At 64.0% G+C, this 21463-nt stretch carries 21 protein-coding genes and 3 pseudogenes; 22 read left to right on the top strand and 2 right to left on the bottom strand.

What is annotated here, in order from left to right; all coding sequences use genetic code 11:
* Window positions 1-201: 201 nt before the first annotated feature.
* The 5 genes from AC5RWU_RS16760 to AC5RWU_RS16740 all read left to right on the top strand — a co-directional run bounded on the left by AC5RWU_RS16760 (window position 202) and on the right by AC5RWU_RS16740 (window position 3298).
* The gene (locus tag AC5RWU_RS16760; RefSeq protein ID WP_494032124.1) at window positions 202-513 is read left to right on the top strand and encodes a DUF1330 domain-containing protein; all 312 of its coding nucleotides are present in this window, start codon (window positions 202-204) and stop codon (window positions 511-513) included.
* A gap of 131 nt (window positions 514-644) precedes the next feature.
* On the top strand, window positions 645-1769 hold the full coding sequence (locus AC5RWU_RS16755; protein ID WP_494032125.1) for a zinc-dependent alcohol dehydrogenase: 1125 nt from the start codon (window positions 645-647) through the stop codon (window positions 1767-1769).
* A 262-nt stretch (window positions 1770-2031) separates the two neighbouring features.
* On the top strand, window positions 2032-2577 hold the full coding sequence (locus tag AC5RWU_RS16750; protein ID WP_494032126.1) for a VOC family protein: 546 nt from the start codon (window positions 2032-2034) through the stop codon (window positions 2575-2577).
* A gap of 35 nt (window positions 2578-2612) precedes the next feature.
* Entirely contained in the window at window positions 2613-3017 is a 405-nt protein-coding gene (locus AC5RWU_RS16745; RefSeq protein ID WP_494032127.1) for a nuclear transport factor 2 family protein, read from the top strand.
* A complete protein-coding gene (locus tag AC5RWU_RS16740) occupies window positions 3014-3298 on the top strand; it encodes a nuclear transport factor 2 family protein (RefSeq protein ID WP_494032128.1) in 285 nt (94 codons plus the stop codon). The genes AC5RWU_RS16745 and AC5RWU_RS16740 overlap by 4 nt, the downstream gene beginning before the upstream one ends.
* A 352-nt stretch (window positions 3299-3650) precedes the next feature.
* Here AC5RWU_RS16740 and AC5RWU_RS16735 read toward each other — a convergent pair.
* Window positions 3651-4402, bottom strand: a pseudogene (locus AC5RWU_RS16735) (transposase); the annotation flags it as partial.
* Window positions 4403-4465: 63 nt separating this feature from the next.
* Between AC5RWU_RS16735 and AC5RWU_RS16730 the strand changes: the two are divergent.
* Window positions 4466-5545 (top strand): annotated as a pseudogene (locus tag AC5RWU_RS16730) (IS110 family RNA-guided transposase).
* Between the two features lie 351 nt (window positions 5546-5896).
* On the opposite strand, the gene AC5RWU_RS16725 reads toward AC5RWU_RS16730, so the two are convergent.
* Entirely contained in the window at window positions 5897-6655 is a 759-nt protein-coding gene (locus tag AC5RWU_RS16725) for an SDR family NAD(P)-dependent oxidoreductase (protein WP_494032129.1), read from the bottom strand.
* Between the two features lie 500 nt (window positions 6656-7155).
* Between AC5RWU_RS16725 and AC5RWU_RS16720 the strand changes: the two genes are divergently transcribed.
* The 16 genes and pseudogenes from AC5RWU_RS16720 to AC5RWU_RS16645 all read left to right on the top strand — a co-directional run bounded on the left by AC5RWU_RS16720 (window position 7156) and on the right by AC5RWU_RS16645 (window position 21451).
* Window positions 7156-8082: an NAD-dependent epimerase/dehydratase family protein gene (locus AC5RWU_RS16720; protein WP_494032130.1), complete on the top strand. Its 927-nt coding sequence runs from the start codon at window positions 7156-7158 to the stop codon at window positions 8080-8082.
* 19 nt (window positions 8083-8101) lie between these two features.
* A complete protein-coding gene (locus AC5RWU_RS16715) occupies window positions 8102-8839 on the top strand; it encodes a glucose 1-dehydrogenase (protein ID WP_494032131.1) in 738 nt (245 codons plus the stop codon).
* Between the two features lie 150 nt (window positions 8840-8989).
* On the top strand, window positions 8990-10177 hold the full coding sequence (locus AC5RWU_RS16710) for a cytochrome P450 (RefSeq protein WP_494032132.1): 1188 nt from the start codon (window positions 8990-8992) through the stop codon (window positions 10175-10177).
* Between the two features lie 55 nt (window positions 10178-10232).
* The gene (locus tag AC5RWU_RS16705) at window positions 10233-10400 is read left to right on the top strand and encodes a hypothetical protein (protein ID WP_494032133.1); all 168 of its coding nucleotides are present in this window, start codon (window positions 10233-10235) and stop codon (window positions 10398-10400) included.
* 149 nt (window positions 10401-10549) lie between these two features.
* Window positions 10550-11395, top strand: coding sequence for an SDR family NAD(P)-dependent oxidoreductase (locus AC5RWU_RS16700; protein WP_494032134.1), 846 nt, complete (start codon window positions 10550-10552; stop codon window positions 11393-11395).
* 272 nt (window positions 11396-11667) lie between these two features.
* Entirely contained in the window at window positions 11668-12423 is a 756-nt protein-coding gene (locus AC5RWU_RS16695) for an SDR family NAD(P)-dependent oxidoreductase (RefSeq protein WP_494032135.1), read from the top strand.
* Window positions 12424-12655: 232 nt separating this feature from the next.
* Window positions 12656-13246, top strand: a complete 591-nt coding sequence (locus AC5RWU_RS16690; protein WP_494037087.1) for a DMT family transporter — start codon at window positions 12656-12658, stop codon at window positions 13244-13246.
* A gap of 216 nt (window positions 13247-13462) precedes the next feature.
* Entirely contained in the window at window positions 13463-13603 is a 141-nt protein-coding gene (locus AC5RWU_RS16685) for a hypothetical protein (RefSeq protein ID WP_494032137.1), read from the top strand.
* Between the two features lie 63 nt (window positions 13604-13666).
* Window positions 13667-14599: a cyclase family protein gene (locus AC5RWU_RS16680; protein ID WP_494032138.1), complete on the top strand. Its 933-nt coding sequence runs from the start codon at window positions 13667-13669 to the stop codon at window positions 14597-14599.
* A 47-nt stretch (window positions 14600-14646) separates the two neighbouring features.
* A pseudogene (locus tag AC5RWU_RS16675) lies at window positions 14647-15348 on the top strand (aldo/keto reductase).
* Between the two features lie 234 nt (window positions 15349-15582).
* Entirely contained in the window at window positions 15583-15996 is a 414-nt protein-coding gene (locus AC5RWU_RS16670) for a VOC family protein (protein WP_494037086.1), read from the top strand.
* A 473-nt stretch (window positions 15997-16469) separates the two neighbouring features.
* The gene (locus tag AC5RWU_RS16665; protein WP_494032140.1) at window positions 16470-16808 is read left to right on the top strand and encodes an SDR family NAD(P)-dependent oxidoreductase; all 339 of its coding nucleotides are present in this window, start codon (window positions 16470-16472) and stop codon (window positions 16806-16808) included.
* Window positions 16805-17980 carry a CaiB/BaiF CoA transferase family protein gene (locus AC5RWU_RS16660; RefSeq protein WP_494032141.1) on the top strand — a complete coding sequence of 392 codons (1176 nt, stop codon included), beginning with the start codon at window positions 16805-16807 and terminating at the stop codon, window positions 17978-17980. The genes AC5RWU_RS16665 and AC5RWU_RS16660 overlap by 4 nt, the downstream gene beginning before the upstream one ends.
* A complete protein-coding gene (locus AC5RWU_RS16655) occupies window positions 17980-19188 on the top strand; it encodes a CaiB/BaiF CoA transferase family protein (protein WP_494032142.1) in 1209 nt (402 codons plus the stop codon). The genes AC5RWU_RS16660 and AC5RWU_RS16655 overlap by 1 nt, the downstream gene beginning before the upstream one ends.
* Window positions 19189-19243: 55 nt before the next feature.
* Complete coding sequence (locus tag AC5RWU_RS16650) at window positions 19244-20587, top strand: NtaA/DmoA family FMN-dependent monooxygenase (RefSeq protein WP_494032143.1); 1344 nt, start codon at window positions 19244-19246, stop codon at window positions 20585-20587.
* Window positions 20588-20605: 18 nt separating this feature from the next.
* Window positions 20606-21451, top strand: a complete 846-nt coding sequence (locus AC5RWU_RS16645; protein ID WP_494032144.1) for an alpha/beta fold hydrolase — start codon at window positions 20606-20608, stop codon at window positions 21449-21451.
* The last annotated feature ends 12 nt before the right edge of the window (window positions 21452-21463 follow it).

The following is a 21463-nucleotide window of genomic DNA, read 5'->3' as shown; positions in this document are numbered from 1 at the left end:
GCGGTTATGCTTCAGGGGGTTTGTGCCATAAATGCATAGGTCGGTGCTCTGTAGCGGCCCCCTCACCCACGTGGGCGTGGGGTTTGCAGCGTGGGACCGCCGGGCTGCTGGCCGGTTGGAGGTAAAGCATGAGGTCGGCGGCTCGCAGCACCGGTTCACGCAAAGAAGCAGCGATTCCCGCAAAGTGAGGTAACACTGAATATGTCCGCATATATTGTGACCGCTATCGACATCCACGATCCGGACGCCTACGCGATTTATCGCCAGAAGGCCAGAGCGATACTCGAAAATTTCAGGACGCGCTCTCACATCGTCTCCCCCCTGGAGGAGCCGCCGGTTGTTCTGGAGGGCGAGTCGCCCGGCCATCTCGTGGTGATGGAGTTCGACTCCATGGAGGAGATCGATCGGTTCTTTCACTCCCCCGAGTACCAGGAGGCCGCGCAGTATCGAAAGGCGGGCGCGACGACCCACTACGTTATCGCGGTGAACGGGAAGCCAACGCCGCCAGCCTGACTCATTCGGTGCGGAAGGTTACGAGCTTGTCGGATGCCGGGATGGGCCTCCGCGGGTACATGAAGCAGGAGATGGGGTGAGCCGCACAGGGCACTTGCGCGGCGCCGACCCACTGGACGATCGGGACAGATATGGTTAGTAAGGCGACGGCTCTGGTTCAGACCGGCCCATTTCAGCAGGAGTTCCGTGAGATTCCGCTCCCGGGTCTCGACGAGGGTGCTGGGTTGCTGCGAGTGGAAGCAAACGGCATCTGCGGCACGGATGTCGAAGCGTTCGCAGGGGTTGTCGGCGCGAACCCGCTGGACGGAAGCGACGCATACCCCCGAATCCTCGGACACGAGATCGTGGGGATCATTGAGGATCTTGGCCCGAATCCTCCTCCGGGACTGTCGATCGGAGATCGCGTCGCAGTGAACCCGCTCATCGCGTGCGGGCACTGCCGTGTCTGTCTCCGTGGCGATTCGCACCTGTGTCGCAATCACCCTGCCGCCCCGGCGCTTTACGGATTCCTCCCCTTGCACAGATCACCCGGTCTGTGGGGCGGATACTCCACGCACGCCTACCTCGATCCGAAGACTGTTGTCTACAAGCTTCCTTCGTCTATCGACCCCGTGACAGCCACGCTTTACAATCCCTTGGCGAACGCCATGAGCTGGGCTGTCCTGACACCTGAGTTGAAGCCCGGCGACCGGATCGCGATTCTCGGGTCCGGCCAGCGAGGCCTGGCGTGCGTGATCGCTGCTCGCTTCGCCGGTGCAGGTCTGGTGCTCAGCACGGGGCTCAGCGGAGATACGCACAAGCTCGCATTGGCACGCGAACTCGGGGCGAACGTCACAGTCGACGTCAATAACGAGGATCTTGTAACGCGCGCGATGGAAGCCACCGGCGGCGAGGGCTTCGATATTGTCGTCGACACGACACCGCACGCTACGCAGCCGATCCGTGACGGCCTCGCGATATTGCGCAGCGGGGGGACGTTCGTGCAGGCGGGCATCAAGGGGGCACCGATGGACGGGTTCCCGGTCGATCGGATGGTGGACAACGGCCTGCGGATGATCGGCGTGGCCGCGCAGGGAAACGAGGCGTACCAGCGTGCGTGCGATCTTCTCGTCTCGACCGATGCGCCCATCGACCGCCTGCGCACGCACACGTTCGGCTTTGACCAGTTCGAGCTGGCAATCGACACTCTGCAGGGGAAGGTCGCCGGCGCCAACGCAGTCAGTGTCGCCGTCACGCCGACTTTCGCCACGACCTGAGTGTCTGGCGCCGGGCGTGGGGTAGCTCAGGCCGGGCAACCATCGGCGACAACGACCTCTTCGCCCGCCCGGCAAGGAGGCACTTCCCGCCTGATCTCGCGATCTTGCTCATTCAACATGCGGAGCTCGGGCTCGAGCACGCTCTGGGGCCCATTAAGACCGTGCCCCACGGGTCGGTGCCCCGCGGGGGGGGGTGGGGGGGACTCGCGCACGAGCTTCTGCCCTGAATGAACCGCTCTACCGAACGACATGAGGAGGCGCAGTGATTCTGCCCAGGATGGACGTGGTCCAGTACGCGTGGGTCGTTGACTCGCTCGAGCACGCCATGGAGGGATGGCTTGCAATGGGTGTCGGGCCATTCTACACCATGCAAGTCGAGTGGGACCATGCGATCCATCGGGGCCGCGCCGCGCCGCTCACCATTCGAGTCGGTCTCGCACAAGCAGGCGCCAGCCAGATCGAACTCATTGAGCAGACGAGTCCCGGAGAGTCCGCCTACCGCGATGTCGTGCCGCCGGGGCAAACCGGCTTCCACCATGTGTGCAAGTTCACCGACGACGTCGAAAGCGAAGCCGCCGTGCTCGTAGCAGCAGGAATCGAGATCGCGGGCGAGATGCCGCGCGCCGGAGGACAGCGCACGATCTACGCCGATACCCGCGCACAGATGGGGTGCATGCTCGAGGTCATCTCGGCCAGTGATCATCTGCTCTCCATTTACGGACTCGTTTCGGAGGGTGCACGAAATTGGGACGGCACGGATCCGATCCGCGTGATCACGCCCGAGCTGCTCACCGCCACGAACGCGTAGCCGCGGTGGCCGCGAAGACCAACGAAAGGAGCAGCATGTCATTGATCAGGGAACACATTGTCGACTTGGTCGAGGGGTACCTCGATGCCGTCCGCCGGAGCGATGTCGAGGGCATCCTCTCCTGCTATTCGGAAGGAGCCTCGGTCGAGGATCCGATCGGAAGCGAGCCGAAGACCGGTGACGCCATCCGCGAGTTCTACTCGCGGCCGCGCAAGGTGAGGTTTCTCGAGCAGCTCGGGGTGGTGGCTGTCGCCGGCCAGTATGCGGGTTTCACGTTCCATTTGGAGTTGGAGCGACCTGAAGGCCCGCTGCATGTGTTCGTCTACGAGTCGATGCGGTTCGATGACGCCGGCAAGATCGTGTCGATGGTCGCGACGCCGGACTTCGGACTGGGCGAGGCGATCCCGAAGGCTTTCCCGAACACTCAGGAGCTCCCATGAGCGCGGTCGATGCCATCGCGCCACATGGTATCGTCGCGGAGATCATGCGGGTCAAGGCCCGATACGTCCGGGCGCTGGAGGAGCGCGACTGGGAGTGTCTGGCCGAAAATGTCGTCGCGAGCTTCGCTCCGCCGCCCGGGCAGAAGGAGCCGACCCGGCACCGCGGTCGCGCGCATCTTCGTGCGTGGATTCCCGACGCGATGGCGAAAACGTTCGTCGTCACCCGCGTGTCAACCCCGGACATAGAGGTCATTGACGGGAACCATGCCCGCGGCACCTGAGCGCTCGTCGAGCGGCTGATCCTCACGGAAGGACTGGATCGGGAGCGCATCTATTATGGGCACTACCATGAGATCTAGTGCGCGAAAGCGACGGCAGGTGGCGGGTTGAGACGATTCGCATCAAGCGCGCCAGGTACGACACCATTGCGCGCGACGGCACCGTCAGGCCGCATCTTGACGCCCACTAAGGCGGGTTCCGGCGGCCAGCAGCGGGCTCAGCCGGGCGGGGTGCCCTTGATGAGCTCGATGTAGTTCCCGTCCAGGTCGCGGCAGAGCAGGTACTGGCGGTCCTCTTCGCCGACTTGCCTATGGTTTTGGTCAAGCTGCTTTGGGGTCTTTGTGCTCGCAGAGCGCCGTTCTTGAGCATGGCGAAGATGACGTCGCAGCGGCGTCGGGCGAGGCAGATGACGGCAGCGTTGTGTTTCTTTCCTCGGTTGCGTTTGCGTTGATAGTAGGCCTTGGACAGCGGGTCGTGGCAGGAAGCGACCCACGTGGATCGGAACAGGGCGTTCTTGGACTGCTTGTTCCCGGAGCGGGCGGGGAATTCGCCGCGGATCGAAGTGCCGGAACGACGCGTGACCGGTGCAATGCCGGCGTAGGCAGCCAGGTGTCCGGCGGTTTCGAAGCTGCTGCCGTCGCCGATGGTCAGGAGTATCGTTGCCGCGGTCTTGATGCCTACTCCCGGCATGGACATCAAGACTTTGGAAAGAGGGAAGTCGTCCAGGAGCTTTTCGACTTCCTCCGCCACGATGTCCCGCTGCTGCCTCAGTTCCTTGACCTGCCCGGCAACCCTGGGGATGACCAACTCCACGGCCTCGGTGCCGGTCACGATCACGGTCTGCTCGCCAAAGGCAGCGAAGACGGCATCGATGAGGTGCACCGGGTCCTTCCGGCTGTGGTTACGGGCCCAGCGCAGCACGTTGCCCCGTCCGGCCGCCCGCAGGCCGGACCGGCGTACTTGATGAGCATGTCCAGCACCAGTTGGCGGGTGAGCACGTCCCCGGGCAAGGCCCGTTCCAAGGCTGGGAAGATCTGCAGCAACAGCGACCGCAGCCGGTTGATCGCGCGGGTGCATTCGTGGGTCAGATCCGCGTCGAAGCCCGAATGCCGGCTGCACTGCAGCCAGAAGCATCTGCCCCGCTCGCGAGGAAGGAACTCATGGCCGAGATGACCACTGTCGCACACTCCCGCTCGTTCGTCATCGGCGTGGACACCCAAGCCCGCACCCACACCTACGCCCTGCTCGCCGCCAACGGCGAGCAACTGGGCATGGAGACGTTCCCAAACACCCATGCGGGCAGGGCCCGCGCGATCGGCTGGGCGGCACGCCGAACCGCGGGGACCTGGAAGCGTTATGGTTATCGAAGGCACCGGAAGCTACGGCGCCCTGCTCGCCGGAGCCGCTGCAAGGGCCGGCTATGACGTCGTCGAAGCTCCCCGGGTCTACTCGCGGGCGCGCCGAGGCGCAGGGAATCCGATCCGCTGGATGCCGCGGCGATCGCTGCCGCCGCCCTCCCGCTCGACGAGGCCCATCTGCGCATCCCGCGCCAGGACGACGGGATCCGTGCCGCCCTACGGGTCCTGGTCGCAGCCCGGGAGCAGATATCCCTTGAGCCGACTGCGAAGGTCAACGCCCTGACAGCGCTGCTCCGAACCGTCGACCTGGGTATCGACGCCCGCAAGCCCCTCACCGACAGCCGCATCACCGACGTCTCCAACTGGCGCACTCGTGACGAAGAACTGGCACTTGCAACCGCACGGGCCGAGGCCGTCCGGCTCGCCAAACGCATCACCGCATTGGACGCCGAGCTCAAGGACAACCACGCGCGTAGCACGGAACTGCTCGAGGCCAGCCCCGCTGCCCCGTTGCTGGAGGAGATCGGGGTTGGCACCATCACCGCGGCCGTCGTCTACGTCGCCTGGTCGCATCCGGGCAGGGTGCGTTCCGAGGCGGCCTTCGCTGCTCTCGCCGGAGTTAACCCGATCCCCGCATCATCGGGCAACACCGTCCGTCACAACCGAAGAGGCGACAGGCGCCTCAACAGCGCCCTGCACATGGCCACGGTGGTCAGAATGGTCCACGATCCCGACACCCGGCTCTACGCCGACCGCCGGAAAGCCGAAGGCAAGACTCCACGCGAAATCCGACGCATCCTCAAGAGATACCTCGCCCGGCGCCTCTACCGTGTCCTCAACGCGCTCCACGCGCCCGATGGCATGATCCCAAGCGCCGCTTCACGGATATAGAAGATTCGGATCATCAATGACAGGGGCGACAGAGTCATACCGGATCCAGCGACCATGTCCCCGACCACGGAGACAGAATAAATGTAACGGGGTCGCGATGTTGGACGGCACCCCGCCACAGCCCTGTCCATAGGCAAGGTCGTCCAGGCGGCGACCGATGAATGCAATGATTGAAGCGATGTCGGATCGTTCGCGAAGGATCAGCACGGAATCGAGCCCGACGGCAGTTTCGATCGCCCGGCGGTCGGCGTCGGCGCTCCACAGAATTCCGCGTGAGGCGAGCAGCGCTCGGTAAAGGCACCGCACGCTGGGATGGTCGTCTCATCTCCACCGAGACAGTTCGGACCGGTGTCACCGGTGGACGATCAGTCCGCCGTCGACGACGAGGTCAGTGCCGGTGATGTAGGAGGACTCGTCTGATGCGAGGAAGAGCACCGCGTAGGCGATCTCCCTGCTGTCTCCCATCCGCCCCAGCGGTATCGCGTTCGTCTGCGGGCTAAAGTCGTGACCGTTCGCAAGCAGGTTTGTCACGATGGCGGTTTCGATAATACCTGGGTCGACAGAATTTACGCGGATCTTGTCCTTGCCGAGTTCGACTGCGGCGACTTTGGTCAGCGACCGCACCGCGCCCTTGCTGGCATGGTATGCGGTCGACCTTCCAGAGGCGACCAGCCCCAGAATGGAGGCGATGTTAACAATGGAGCCGCCGCCGTGACGACGCATCCCCGGCACGACTGCCTGCATCCCGTATAAGACACCCAACTGGTTGATCTGGATGGTCTGATCCCAGATCTCTTGGGTGGTCTCCTCCAGGCCGACTTTACTAATGATTCCGGCGTTGTTCACAAGTACCGAGATGTCGCCATATGTCTGTTCTGCGAACTTGACTGCTGATTCCCATTGGTCCTGCGCCGTCACGTCCAACGTCACCGCCGAGACAGTTAGCCCCTCTTCGGTGAGTTCCCCCACCATCTGGTCGAGCCCGGTCCGGTTCACGTCAGCGGCCACGACGGCTGCGCCTTCCTCGGCTAGTAGGCGAGCATCGGCTGCACCCATGCCGCTCGCCGCACCGGTAATAAGCGCTACCTTTCCCTTGAGCCTGTCGCCCATTGAATACCCTCTCCCTGGTGCTTCTCAGTTTCGCCGCTTGCTTGCGTTCCTTCGGCGGATATTCCCAGCATGCTCGCGTGCGGCTGCTGGAGAGCCATCGCCAAACCGAAGTTTATACACTTAATGCATAACCCTTTTATCGACCATACAGCTATTGCCTGGGATCATCTACGTTAATCCTGCGGAAAGGGGCTCTCAGCGACGGTGTAGTTGGGTTACCTGCTGAGGCCGTTCGGCACATAAGTCGCTCAGCCGAAGCCGCACTACCAAAACTTCCACAATCTAACGGACGAATCAACGGCCCCACGAGCCGGCGGTTAAGGTGGGAGCCGGCAACTGCCACCCTCGTAGAGGTATGCACATATTGATAGGTGCGGTAGTGTGACGCCTGTTACCTGGTGCCTCGCTGCGGTGTTGGAGCGGGGCCAGAACGGTCACGGAGGCGACAGGGCACGGGCCTGAGGCATCAGGATTGTCTACAACAGGAAGGTGGTGCCACGATGAAGACACTCATCGTCGGCGGTACGGGCATGATCGGTTATCACGTCGCCGATCTGCTCACCTCGCACGGCCATGACGTGGTTATCGGCGCCCGGCGTCCGCCGGCGTCCGGTTCACCGGTCGCGTCGTACCCGGTTCTGCTGCGTGATTACGCGGCGGGTGAGTACACAGAGGGCGATCTTGCGCCCTTCGATGCGGTCGTTTTTGCCGCGGGCCAGGATGTGCGTCATGCCGACCCGGCGCAGCAGACGGACGAGTACTGGTCGCGGTACCAGTCCGACGGGGTGCCGAACTTCTTCGCAGCGGCGAAGCGCGCGGGCGTCCGCCGCGGAGTCCAGGTGGGCAGCTACTACCATATGGCCAAACCGGAGCTGGTGGACCAGGTCGCGTATGTCCGCGCCAGGAAGCTCGCCGATGAACGTTCGCGCGACCTCGCCGATGCCGACTTCAACGTCTCGACCCTCAACGCGTCGACGGTGATCGGGCCGGGACAGCGGAACCTCGCGAGGCTGCTTGCGTGGGCGCGGGGAGAGTCGGCCGGCCGGGTCCCCGACTTCGTGCCACCCGGCGGCACGAACTATATCTCGGTGCGGTCGGTTGCCGAGGCCGTGTTCGGTGCGCTCGAGCGTGCCGAGGCGGGCGCGGCGTTCCTGGTCGGCGATGAGAACCTCAGCTATCGCGACTACTTCCAACTGGTGTTTGACCTCAGTGGAGGCGGACGCACCCTCACCGAGGTGCGGGACGCATCGCATCCATACGTCGCCGAGATGATCGTGCCGCGAGGCATGTATACGACGTTCGATTCGCAACCTGCAGCCGAGGCGCTCGGCTTCAGGCGGAACGACGTGCGAGCGTCGCTGCAACTGGCTATCGCAGAGTACGACAATGCCGGTGCGATGCAGCCGCTGGCAACGCAAGGGAACTGAAGAGAAAGCAGCAACGCACATGGCAGAACTGGCAGGGAAAGTCGCCCTCATCAGCGGTGGCGCGGGCGGACTGGGAGCCGCGCAGGCGAGGCGATTCGTCGAGGAGGGAGCGCAGGTCGTCATCGGAGACCTCCGCGACGACGACGGCGCATCGGTAGCCGCCGACCTCGGCGATGCCGCACGATACGTCCATCTCGACGTCACGCGCTACGCCGATTGGGAGGCTGCCGTCCAGACGGCAGTGGATGAGTTCGGGGGTCTCGACGTCCTCGTCAACAACGCGGGGATCGCCCGGTGGCAGCCGATCGAGGAGCACACCCTCGAGACCTGGGACCTTGTCATCGCGGCGAATCTCACCGGTCCGTTCTACGGAATCAAGGCGGCGATCGAGCCCCTGAAGCGCAGTGGTAAGAGCTCGATCATCAATATCTCCTCGATCGCAGGCATCCAGGGATTCGCGGCGATGCCGTCCTACACGGCCTCGAAGTTCGGCGTGCGGGGTCTTACGAAGAGCGCGGCGCTTGATCTCGGTCGGTACGGGATCCGAGTGAACTCCGTGCACCCGGGGCGGATCGAGACCGCCATCACCTCAGGTCGCGACATGAAGGCAATGGAAGCGGTGGCGCTCCACCGCCAGGGGCAGGCGAACGAGGTCGCCGCACTCGTCCTCTACCTCGCGAGCGATGCATCGAGCTACTCGACGGGGGCGGAGTTCGTCGTCGACGGCGGATTGACCGCCGGTCTCGCGCGCAACTGACGCCGGGCGCGGGTGAGTGGAGGGGCGACTATGCGTGTTGTCCCCTCCGGAATGTACAGGGAGCCGGCGGCACATGCTCGACATTCACTATGTGAATACCCTACGATCGCGACGTCGGCCTTTTTCAACGATGAAACATGGAGGCAATCAATGACTGTAGAGGCTTATCCCGGTGTTCGGCAGGAGCCGTTCGTACCGAACAAGGAGTACGAGCGGTGGCGGGAGGAAGCGCCTGTGAAGAAGGTCCGATTGCCCAACGGCCAGGACACCTGGCTCGTGCTGCGGCAGCAGGAAGCGCAGTCGATCCTCGAGCAGACCGACAGCCTGACCTCTGACATGACGGCGCCGGGATTCCCGCAGTTCCGTGCCGGCAAGCCCTCGGGAAACCCGAGCAACATGCTGCCTCGAATGGACCCGCCGCTTCACGGCAGCGTGCGGAAGCTTTTCGCCTCCTTCTTCTCGGCCAAGCGGATCGCCGCGTGGAAACCGGAGATCGAGCGCATCACCGACCAGACGATCGACGACCTGCTTGAGAAGGGCGTCCCGGCCGACCTGTACCATGACTTCGGGCTCGTGGTCCCCTCCAAGGTAGTGTGCATGCTCCTCGGAGTCGACTACAGCATGGCGGCGACCTTCGACCGGCTGGGTGAGTCCAACACCTCCTCCCTGGTGAGCGCCGAGAAACGAAACGCCGCGATCACCCAGCTGTACGCGCTCGTCGAGGACATCTTCGCCGAGCAGCGCCAGAACCCGGCCGGCGGCATCGTCACCGACCTCATCCGAATGGTGGATGCCGGCAAGCTCACCCACGAGGCAGCTGTCGGGAACACCTTCGTGCTCGTGGTCGGTGGCCATGAAACGACAGCACACACCATCTCCCTTGGCGCGCTCCAGATGATGCAGAACCGCGACCTCATTCAGCGCATCAACGATGAGCCGGACAAGATTCCAGTGCTTATCGAGGAGATGCTGCGCACGCAGTCAATCATCGGAGAGGTGATCGGGCGTGCGACGACGAAACCGATCACCGTCGACGAAATCGTGATCCCCGCAGGGGAGGGCCTGGCGGTCGTGCCGCACGCGGCGAATCACGACCCGCAGATGTTCCCCAACCCCAGCGAGATCGACCTTGACCGTGACATCAGCTTCGGCCACACGGCGTTCGGATTCGGCATCCACTCCTGCCTGGGGCAGAACCTCGCCCGGGCCGAGCTGCAGGCCGTATTCAGCAAGCTCTTCCAGCGGATTCCCTCGTTGCGTATCGCTGACAACGCCACCCCCGAGTTCCGACGCGATCCCTTTATCTTCGGCATGCGCAGCCTGCCGGTCCAGTGGTAATCCCAACCTCAACCCGCACCTTCCAACGGAGCGGATCGGCGGTGGGACCTGAACGATGACTGACTCCGGCCCCGAGCGCACAGCCAAGGGGCCGGAATGGGTCGGCTGGCAGGTGGCCGAGGCCATCCTGCACAACGACCCCTACTGCCTCACCCACCCCGCGCCGGTGGATGAGCTTGAGGCGCGCCTTCAGGCCTTGGCACGCGGGTATCGCGGCCACTGAGCGCACCACGGGCGCCTGATGAAGCAATGACTTCGACCGCGGCGTTCGCGCCGGGTCGGACAACGATGTCGAATGAAGGAGAGAATCAGTGGCCAGCAAAGAATGCGACGTCCTCGTCGTCGGGAGCGGAACGGCGGTGAACCTGAACGATGACTGACTTCGAGTTCGAGGGTGCAGCGGCAGTCGTCACCGGAGGCGGCAGCGGGATCGGCCGTTCGATGGCGTCGGAGTTCGCCAGGCGCGGCGCCAGCGTCGTGGTCGCTGACATCGATGCGAAGAGTGCTGCGCACGTCGTGGAAGAGATCACTTCGGCGGGGGGAAGGGCTGTTCCGTTCCGGGCCGACGTCACCGACCTCGACGACGTTACCGCGCTGGCCGACGCCGCCTACGACGCGTACGGAAGAGTCGACATCCTCTGCAACAACGCCGGGGTCAGTTGGCGCCCGTTCCGCGCGGTCTGGAACGCGTCTCTCAAGGACTTCCGCTGGATGGTCGAGGTTAACTACTTCGGCACCGTCAACTGCATCCAAACTTTCCTGCCGAAGATGCGTGCGCAGTCCGGGCATAAGCACATCGTGAACACGTCGTCGATGGCCGTTATGCGGCCGAACCCCGGCCATGCGCTGTACACCGCTGCGAAGTCGGCGGTCGACGGTCTCAGCGACGTGCTGAGGGCCGAACTCGAGGATCACGAGGACGACTTTGGCGTCACAATCCTCTACCCGGGCTCGATCAGCACCAACATCGGTGAGACAAGCCGGACCGTTCATCATCAGCACACCGGCGAGGCGCTGACGGGCGAGATGGTGATCCCATACGTACAGGTACGCGAGATGGTCGGCCCCGAGCGCACAGCCAAGGGGCCGGAATGGGTCGGCTGGCAGGTGGCCGAGGCCATCCTGCACAACGACCCCTACTGCCTCACCCACCCCGCGCCGGTGGATGAGCTTGAGGCGCGCCTTCAGGCCTTGGCACGCGGGTATCGCGGCCACTGAGCGCACCACGGGCGCCTGATGAAGCAATGACTTCGACCGCGGCGTTCGCGCCGGGTCGGACAACGATGTCGAATGAAGGAGAGAATCAGTGGCCAGCAAAGCATGCGACGTCCTTCCCAGGAGGAGCAGAAGAAGAAAGGAACTCCTATGGCTTTCAACAACATCGCCGAGATGAAGCGGCAGAGCTCTGAGTGGGACCGCGCGACAGCCCCGACACGGTCCTACCTCGAGCTCCTTCAGCAAGTGACTGCAGAATTTGTAGGGAAGGATTGATGATGTCGCAGGACATGGCTGGACGAGTCGCCTGGGTTGCCGGCGGTGCCAACGGCCTCGGCCGGGCGGGAGCCGAGGCTCTTGCGAAGCGAGGCGCGAACATCGTGGTCGCGGACCTTGACGAGCGCCGCGGCACCGCCTTCGCGGAAGAACTGTCTGGGCAGGGTGTCGAGGCGGTGTTCGTCTCGACGAACGTCTTGCAGGACGAGTCGATGAAGGCGAGCTTCGAGGCTGCCGACGAGCGCTTCGGTCGGGTCGACGTCATCGTCAACTCCGCCGGTGTCGTCGCGCCGAACGGCACCGACCATGGGTTCGAGCGCAACATCGACATGCTTCTCAACGGCGTGTGGCGGGGTGTGACCTTCGGGCTTCCGCACCTTCTCAAGTCCGGCGGCGGCAGCATCATCAACATCACGTCGATTGCGGGCATTACCGGGTCGCTCGGCGCTGATGGATACGGTCCGGCGAAGCACGGCGTGGTCGGGCTGACCAAGGACATCGCACTGCGCCATGCCGTCGACAATGTGCGATCGAACGCGGTGGCTCCCGGCTACGTCCTCACTCAGATGACCGAGAGCTTCTTCGCGAACGATGAGGAAAGTGATGCTCTCATCAACGGCAAGCTGCGCGTCCCGATGCGGCGGTGGGGCCGTCCGGAGGAGATCGGGGCTGTCATCGCATTCCTGGCATCCGAGGAAGCATCATTTATCACCGGGACCGTGCTCGTTGCAGACGGCGGCCTCACTGCACGCTGAGCCGCAACAGTGCGAGGCCGGCATCGCTGACCGAACCGCTTGAGGCTGATCTCTTCGCAAGGTGTGATGAGATCGCCCTCAAGCGAGGCTGCGCTGGATCGCTCGGTCGCCGACACGAAGTGCCTCACGTCCTGAACCTGAGGGCGGACGATCGGGGTGGCCACTGGGGACGCCGCATCGGCCCCGGTCAGCTACATTCTATCTGCATACATGTGTCCGATCGGCCGCGCCCGTGCATCCGAGACGTGTGTCGCGCTCGGGCGTCCTCTCGATTGCCGTGGTGTTTGTCTGCGGCGCTGCGGTCACGGTGCAGACAGCCGTGAATGCGAGCGTGAGCATCGCGACGAATTCGGCGCTGCCGGCGACGGCGATCAATCAAGGCAGTGCTCTCGTCCTCGGCCTTGCGCTTGCGCTGGCGCTGGGGTCGTTTCCTCGTGCCGTGCGGAACCTCCGGCAGCGACGTTCGGAAATTCGCTGGTGGTGGTTCCTGGGCGGACTGATGGGTTTCGTCGCGGTCCTTCTGATGGTGTCAGCTGCGCCGGCGTTGGGCCTCGTCACGCTCTCGGTCGCACTGACGCTCGGGCAGCTGGCAGGCTCGGTTGCCGCTGATGCGAGCGGGATCGGACCGGGTGGCCGACGAGCCACGACCGTCGTGAGGGTCGCCGGGATCGCCACGGCGTTCGCTGCAACGATCGTTGCCGGTATCGGACGCTTCGAGTTGGAGAACCTCCTCCTCGTCCCGCTCGTCGTCGTCGCCGGGGTGCTCGCGGCATTCCAGCAGCCTGCTGGGCGGTCATCGTCACCGGAGAGTGGCCGGCGATGACAGTCCTCAACTTCGCCATCGCGAGCCTCGCCCCCCTTGGTCGCCGTGGCCATCAGTGCATTCACCGCGCCGTTTGATTTCGGTGCGGTGCCCTGATGGGCTCCGATCGGCAGCATCCTCGGGCTCATCATCGGCGTCGTGCTCGCGCGTGCCGCCCGGACGATCGGCGTGCTCACCGCGATGCCCTGCCTTGCGGCCAGCTAGGCTATCTCCGCGGTGGTCGCCGACCTGATTGCACCGATCGGCAAGGCCGAAGTCACGTTCGGAGTGGTCGTCAGCGCGGCTCTCTCGCTGATCGCTGTCGGGCTTGCCGGGCTCAGCGGAAATTCCGCTGGACGAGCACGCCGGAAATTGTAAGGTATGTACTAAGTGCTTGGATACGGTGATCCAAGCGGATCTAAGCGTCAAAGGAGTCACTTCATGGCCAGGAAACTGCCAACCTTCGAAGAGGTGCGTGGCTACCTCGACCTCGAGCGTAACTGGGGACGCTGGGGCGAGGACGACGAGCGGGGTACGATCAATCTAATCACCCCGGCAAAGCGAGTCGAAGCAGCGCAACTCGTGCGCAGCGGGCGTACGGTGTCTCTCTCGCGGCCAATCGCGACGACGCCGGGCCCGGGGAATCCGCAGCCGGCCGTGCATTCCTGGACGCGCAGTCCGATCCACAGGGGTGGGTACGCCGGCGATTATTTCGGCTTGGCGCCCCACGGTCATGCAACGACGCATCTCGACGCGCTGTGCCACATCTGGGATGAGGACGGCATGTACAACGGCCGTGTGCCCGAGGAGACCGTCGAGATCGGAGGCGCCAACTTCGGATCGATCGACGCGTGGTCCGACGGAATTATGACGCGGGGAGTCATCCTCGACGTTCCACGCCATCGAGGTACTGACTACGTCGAGCAGGACGAGCCGGTGCACGGCGGCGAACTCGAGGAGATCCTCGAGAAGCGGGGGATCGAACTGCGCCCCGGCGATGCGCTTGTGGTGTACAGCGGCCGCGAGGCATGGCAGCAGGCGCACCCCGACCGCCCATACGGTCACTACACCAATGCCGAGGGCATCAGAGAGAGCCCCGGCCTGCACGCCTCCTGCCTTCCGTTCATTCGCCGGCACGACGTCGGGGTGCTCGTCTGGGACATGCTCGACGCGAAGCCGTACGGCTACGACGTCACATGGACCATTCACGGGGCGATCGCTTCGTACGGATTGGCGGTCCTCGACAACGCGCTGCTCGAGCCGCTGGCGCTCGCCTGCCGCGACGAGGACCGCGACGAGTTCATGCTGTTCACGGCGCCGCTGGTGCTGAACGGGGGCACCTCTTCCCCGGTTAATCCGATTGCGGTGTTCTGAGGGGTCCGGGCGGATGAAACAAGGCGGTCTCGATACCAGTTTCGGCGGTGTGCCGGCGATCCCCTAAACTCGGGCCATTCGATTTTGCGGGTATTGACACGAGCACGCGAGCGATCGAGCAGGCGATCGAAGTCGGGTACCGCCACTTCGACTGCGCTCCGATCTATGGCAACGAGGAGGGGCTGGGCCGTGCGGTCGCCACGAGCGGGGTGCCCCGCGACGACAGCCTCGACCGCCTAGGGCTGGACTATGTCGACCTTTTCCTGATCCACTGGTCACATCCTGGCCTCGGTCTGATTCAGGACACCTGGGCGTCCATGGAGGAGGTTGCCGAGAGCGGAAAGGCCCGCACCATCGGCGTGGCCAACTTCCGTATCAACGACCTCGAGCTGATCCGCCGGTCGGGGACGATCCTGCCGACCGTTGACCAGGTCGAGCTCCATCCGCTGTTCCAGCAGCGGGAGCTGCGGACATACCTGGAGGGGCTCGGTGTCCGGGTGCAGGCGTAGGCGCCACTGGCGCAGGGCAAGGTAGATCGCGCCTCGCTGCCTCATCTGGGAGCCATCACCGAATCACACGGCAAGTCGATCGCGCAGGTCGTTCTCCGTTGGCACATTGAGCAGGGGCGGATCGTCTTCCCGAAATCCGCGACGTTCGCACACATCCAAGCCAACTTCCAGATCTTCGATTTCGAGCTCACCCCGCCGATATCGGACGGATCAATGCGCTCGACCAGGGGCGGCGGTTAAGCCGCGGCTCTGCGGCCTGGTAACGAGACGGCGCTGGCCCCCACTCTGAAGGAGCACGTCATGATCCCGAGCAACATCCGACAGATGGCCTACTTCTGCGATGCCGAGAACTGGGACGCGACGGTCGGATTCTGGCAGCGCCACGCCGGGCTCGGGCCCGTGTAAACCGCAGTCGTCCAACCGGAGAACCAGATCTACCGTGGGCAGCCCACCGACGGTAAGCTCGAGACCGCCATGGGGTACATCGGGAATGTGCAGTTCGAGGTCATCCGCCCCCTCAACGATGCGCCATCACCGTGGACGGAGTGGGGCACCCCTGACGTGGAGATCCCGCCGGCGGGGTATTTCCACCACTTCATGATCGAGACCGAGGATTTCGACGCCACCATGGCGAATTTCCTCGCGGGAGGCGCCTCCGTCGGGCTCATCGCGGACCCGCCGGGTGGCGGGCGCTTCGCCTACCTCAATGTGCGGTCGACGTTCGGGTGCTGGATCGAGCTATCACAGCGCACGCCGTGGCGAGACATCGTCGAACAGATGAAGGACGCGACGGACTCCTGGGACGGCGTCAGCGACCCGCGACGTTCTTATTTCGAGCTTGTCACGGAAGCGCAGTCGATCGCGTGCGATGAGCACGTCCAAATGTAATGTCCGGGTGCGTTGTTACCCGACATGGCGCTGAACTTTCCTGGACGTCACTCTCTCAATTACAAGGGGCTCTCCCGAACCCGACAGGATCATAGACACCAGGTGTGCCCGCGCACTTAAGGCAGTGACAGCTGGGGCGTGAGCCGGCAGGCATACCCCGGCGCTCGGCCACGTGGACCTCAGTCCTGTGGGTGCAGGATTCCGGTTCCTCGCACAGAGAAATATGGAGTAGCATGCACATAGAGGATGAAGATCATGCACATTGTGTACTAAGCTGGGGTCAAATTAGTGAGCCAGATCGCATGATGCGTCCCCGAGCGGCCTGAACCAATCTCAAGGAGGAGAGCGTGTTGATCGCGAACATCACCAAGCCCGGCATTCGGGCGGTACACGGGCACGCCATCCACGATGACCTCTTCGCCGAGGCTAGGACTCGCCGATCGCAACCGTTTACGCGGTGCTGAGAGGACAAAATGCAAATATCATCCGGAATGAGTGCTGGCGTCACGGGCGTGGGAGCGTACGCGGCGTCGAAGGCCGCGGTCGATGCCGCGTCGCATACCCTTCGCGGCGAGCTCGCCGACAAGGGCATCGGCGTCTCCACGTTGCACCCGGGCAAGGTCCGCACCGGCATCCTCACGACGGAGGACGCGGTCGGATGGATCACGGTCCGCGGCATTGAATTGAACCTCCCGCGGATACTCACGCACCCGTGGCCGATAGAACAGCTTCATGCGACGGCTGACGACTCTGTTCGCGGCCTGCCCGACTACGCCACGTGGCCCGGTGTAGAGCACGGAGGTGCGAAATGAGCGCGTCGATGGAGATGACCGGCGCACTCGCCGGAGTCCGCGTACTCGAGTTCGGAGGGGTCGGGCCAGGGCCGTACGGGTGCATGCTGCTCGCCGACCTGGGAGCGGATGTGATTCGCATCGACCGTCGGGATGCAGGGCCGGGGGAAAAGCGCAGCATCCTGAACCGAGGCAAGCGATCCGTCGCCATCGATCTGCAGAATTCTTCGGCACTCGATGTGGTGCGTCGACTGGTGGAAGACGCGGACGTGCTCGTGGATCCGTTCCGGCCGGGGGTGATGGAGCGGCTCGGCCTCGGCCCTGACACCGTGCAGGGCTGGAATTCCTCGCTGGTGTATGCCCGGATGACGGGATGGGGCCAGGAGGGGCCGTATGCGGCGACCGCCGGCCATGATCTTGGGTATATCGCGGTCACGGGACTTCTGCACTCAGTCGGCAGCAAGGGTGGTCCTCCACAGATCCCGCTCAACATCGGCGGTGACTTCGGCGGCGGTGGTACATTTCTCGTGATCGGCGTGCTTGCCGCGCTTCTGAAGGCACGCGCAACCGGGGTCGGGGACGTCGTCGACGTCGCGATGGTCGACGGCGCGGCGAGTCTGCTCGCCGGCACGTTTACCATGCTCAACGGTGGTCGCTGGGTCGATGAGCGGGGCTCGAACCTGCTCGACGGAGGTGCACCGTTCTATTCGGTCTACGCGACGCAAGACGAGCGATACCTAGCGGTTGCTCCACTTGAGCCGAAGTTCTTCCAGGAGTTCGTGCGGATCAGCGGAGTCGGTATCGACCCGGCGAGTCAGTACGACCGCACGACCTGGCACACGATGCGCGAGGTGATCGCGAATCGGATCCGTATGAAACCGCTCGACGACTGGATGGCGGTCTTCAACGGAACCGACGCGTGCGTCGTGCCGGTGGAGACCTTGACCTCGTCTGATTCGAATGAGCACGTTCTCGCTCGCGGCACCATCGTGCGGTCGGATGCCGGTGTGCAGCCGGGCATAGCGCCACGAATCGGCGGGTACAGCCCGGCTCCCCCGGCGATCGGTTCGTCGCCTTTGCCGGGCGAGCATACGAGGGAGGTCCTCAGTGCAGTCGGCCTGGATGTCGACGAGTTGTTGATCGCTGAGGTCATTGCAGTGACGGAAATGGTTGAGCGAGAGGTGATGAAGTGATGGCAAGACCTTTGGAGGGAATCCGGGTCATCGATGTCGGCGTGTGGCATGCGGGACCGGGTGCCGGTGCGATCCTCGGGGATCTGGGCGCCGACGTCATCAAGATTGAAGCGCCGGGTGGCGACCCCGAGCGGACCTGGCTGGGATCGACGGTGCTGCGCACACGGGACATCGACCGGGACGATGATTGGAATCTCCTGTTTGACATCTCCAATCACAGCAAACGCAGTCTTTGCCTGGACATCGCTTCGGACGCCGGCCGCGACGTCCTGCAACGGCTGGTAAGTAGCGCAGACGTGTTCCTCACGAACCTGCGTCCGCCGACCAAGCGCAAGCTCGGAATCAACTATGAGACGCTGGCGTCGCTGAATCCGGACCTGGTGCATGTGAATGTCACCGGCTTCGGCTCACGGGGGGACCGTGCTGATCACGGCGCCTTCGACACGCTCGGTCAGGCCGGCTCGGGAATCATGTGGGCGATGGCCGGCGAGAGCCCTGTTCCGCTGCCGGGTCTGACCGTGGACCACCTGGCAGCAACCATGGCTGCGAATGCGGCAATCACGGCGCTGCTGGGGCGGGAGCGCGGTCACGGTGGCACCGATGTGCATGTTTCCCTGTACGGAGCCGGTGCGTGGCTGTTCCACGGGTGGCTCGCCGCAACTTCCGCGCTTGGGACCCTCCCCGACCTCCGCTACGACCGAAAACGCAAGTCACCGATGCTCAGCATCTTCGAGTGCGCGGACGGCCGTTGGATCGTTGGAACCAATCCCGGTACTAAGCCTTGGGCGCACTTCTGCCAGACCCTCGGGCGTCCCGACCTGATCGGCGATGGACTCGATCTGACCGATCTTGACGCGCTGGAGCGGACCTACGACGAACTGGCCCCCATCTTCCGCACGAAGACCGCTTCAGAGTGGGTCGATAAGGTCTTCGTCCCCAAGGGCATCATGTTCGCTCCGGTCCAGACATGGCAGGACGTGCTGACCGACCCGCAGGCGCTGGCGAACGACTACGTCGTGCCGATCCAGCATCCGGAGCTCGGCGAGATCGCCATGCCAAGCTTCCCGGTCGCCTTCGGCAGGTACGACGTGAAGCGGCGAGGTAACGCAGCTCCCGAGCTGGGCGCGCACAACGAGGAGATCCTCAGCGAGCTGGGGATGTCGCAGGCCGAGATCGATGCGCTGCAGGCCAGTCCGGCGCTCACCTGAGGTGGCATCACGGACGAACAGATTTCCAGACCGACATAGAGTGAGGAACCTTTCAATGACAGACCGGACGATGAACCTAGTCGCGTTCGTTTCCGCATCCACAGTCCAGGCATCGATGGGTGGGTGGACGCATCTTGCGACGGATCCGAGGATCCTCGATCCTGATTACTACGTCGGCATCGCGCGCACTCTTGAGCGTGGCGGCTTCGATGCCATGTTTATCGACGATCGCCTCGCGATGCCGACGACGTACGGCAATAGCCCGGCGGAAGCCGTGCGCCGCGGATCGAGAGTGGTCAAGCTCGATCCGCTGGTGATCATGAGCCTGCTCGCTGGTCAGACCTCGACGCTCGGGCTCGGGGCGACGTACTCAACCACGTACTACGCGCCCTACCACGTCGCGCGCGCATTTGGGACGCTCGATTACATGTCCCAGGGCCGGGCCATCTGGAACATCGTTACCTCGCTCAATGCGGACGAGGCCGAGAACTTTGGCACCGAATACATGGACCCTGAGATGCGATACGACCGCGCAGACGAGTTCCTTGAGATCGTGACCGGCCTCTGGGAGTCCTGGGGCCCCGACGCCGTGATCCTCGACCGTGAGTCACGCACGTTCGCCGATCCGGACAAGGTGCACGAGCTCAACTTCCGGGGGAAGTTCCTCTCCTCGAAGGGGCCCTTGACGGTGCCCCGGCCGCCGCAGGACTGGCCGCTGCTGCTGCAGGCGGGCCAGTCCGGGCGCGGCCAGCAGTTTGCGGCCCGCTGGGCGGACCTGGTGTTCACCGCACCGGTCGACGCCGACGGCGCGCGGAACCACTACGCCAAGCACCAGGAGGCACTGAAGGGATACGGCCGTTCCGAGGGTGCAGCCAGGCTGCTTCCGTCGGTTCTTCCCATCGTCGGTGAGACCGAGGAGGTGGCGCTGCTCAAGCAGAAGATCTACGACGACAACACCGATCCGGGCGAGCAGCTCGTGATGATCTCTGAAAGCGCGAACGTCGACCTGTCGGCTTACCCTCAGGACGAACCGATCCTGGACGAGATCCTCGCCAATGTGACCGGCAGCACAGGTCTTTTTGCGAATGCGGTGACGAGGGCCAAGCGGGCGTTCGGTGAGAACGCGACGATCATGGACCTCGCGAAGGCACAGGCGCGCGGTGGAACGTACCGCATGGTGGGCAGCCCGACGCAGGTCGCCGACCAGATGGAGGAGTGGTTCACCAGCCGTGCGTGCGACGGATTCGTCATCCAGCCGACGTTCATGCCGGGAGCCTTCGAGGACTTCACGAGGCTCGTTGTTCCCGAGCTGCGAAAGCGTGGTCTCGTCGCTCCCGACTCGAGTGAGGCCGGAACGCTGCGGCAGCGACTCGGGTTCTCGAAGCGCTCGGCCGACTGAGTATCGAAAGGAGACGTTATGACACTTTGGACCGAACTCGAGGGTCTCGACTACTCGATCCGCCATGTTCAGGTCGGCTCATGGTCGACGCGGGTGCTCGAGCATGGCAGCGGCGACCCGTTCATCATCATGCACGGAACCGGTGGGCATCTTGAGGCTTTCCTCAAGAACCTCCGGGCGCTTGGCGAGCATTACCGTGTGATCCTCTACGACTTCCCGGGCCACGGCTGGACCACGACCACGACCGTGGACCTCGAGATCGACGACTACATAGATCACCTGACCGGGTTCATGGACGCACTCGGCATCGAGCGCGCCCACCTGAGCGGGGAGTCACTCGGCGGGTGGGTCGCGGTCAAATTCGCGGCGAAGTATCCCGAACGGGTCGGGAAGCTCATCCTGAACACTCCGGGCGGCACGATGGCACGACCCGAGGTCATGGAAAGTATTCGTTCGCTGAGCCAGGCTGCGGCCGATGACCCGAGCGATGAGCGGATCCGCGCCCGCCTCGAATGGCTGATGGCCGACCCGGCGACGGTGACCGATGAGCTGGTCCGGGTTCGGCAGGGCATATACAGTCGTCCGGGCTTCGCGGTGTCGATGGCGCACATCCTCTGTATGCAGACCCCCGAAATCCGGCAGCGCAACCTTGTCACTGACGAAGAACTCGCTTTGATCGCCGCACCGACAATGGTGATCTGGACCAGCGACGACCCGTCAGGTCCGGCCAAGGCCGGGCTCGATATGGCAGAGAAAATCCCCAACGGCGAATTCCAGCTGATCGAGAACGCGGGTCACTGGCCGCAGTGGGAGCAGCAGCGGCGCTTCGATGAGCTTGCGCTCGAGTTCCTCGGGAGGGGTTGATGGCGAGCAGGA

The organism is Arthrobacter sp. B0427-1-12, from assembly GCF_059092905.1.
This window is presented reverse-complemented; position numbering and strand designations above follow the sequence as displayed.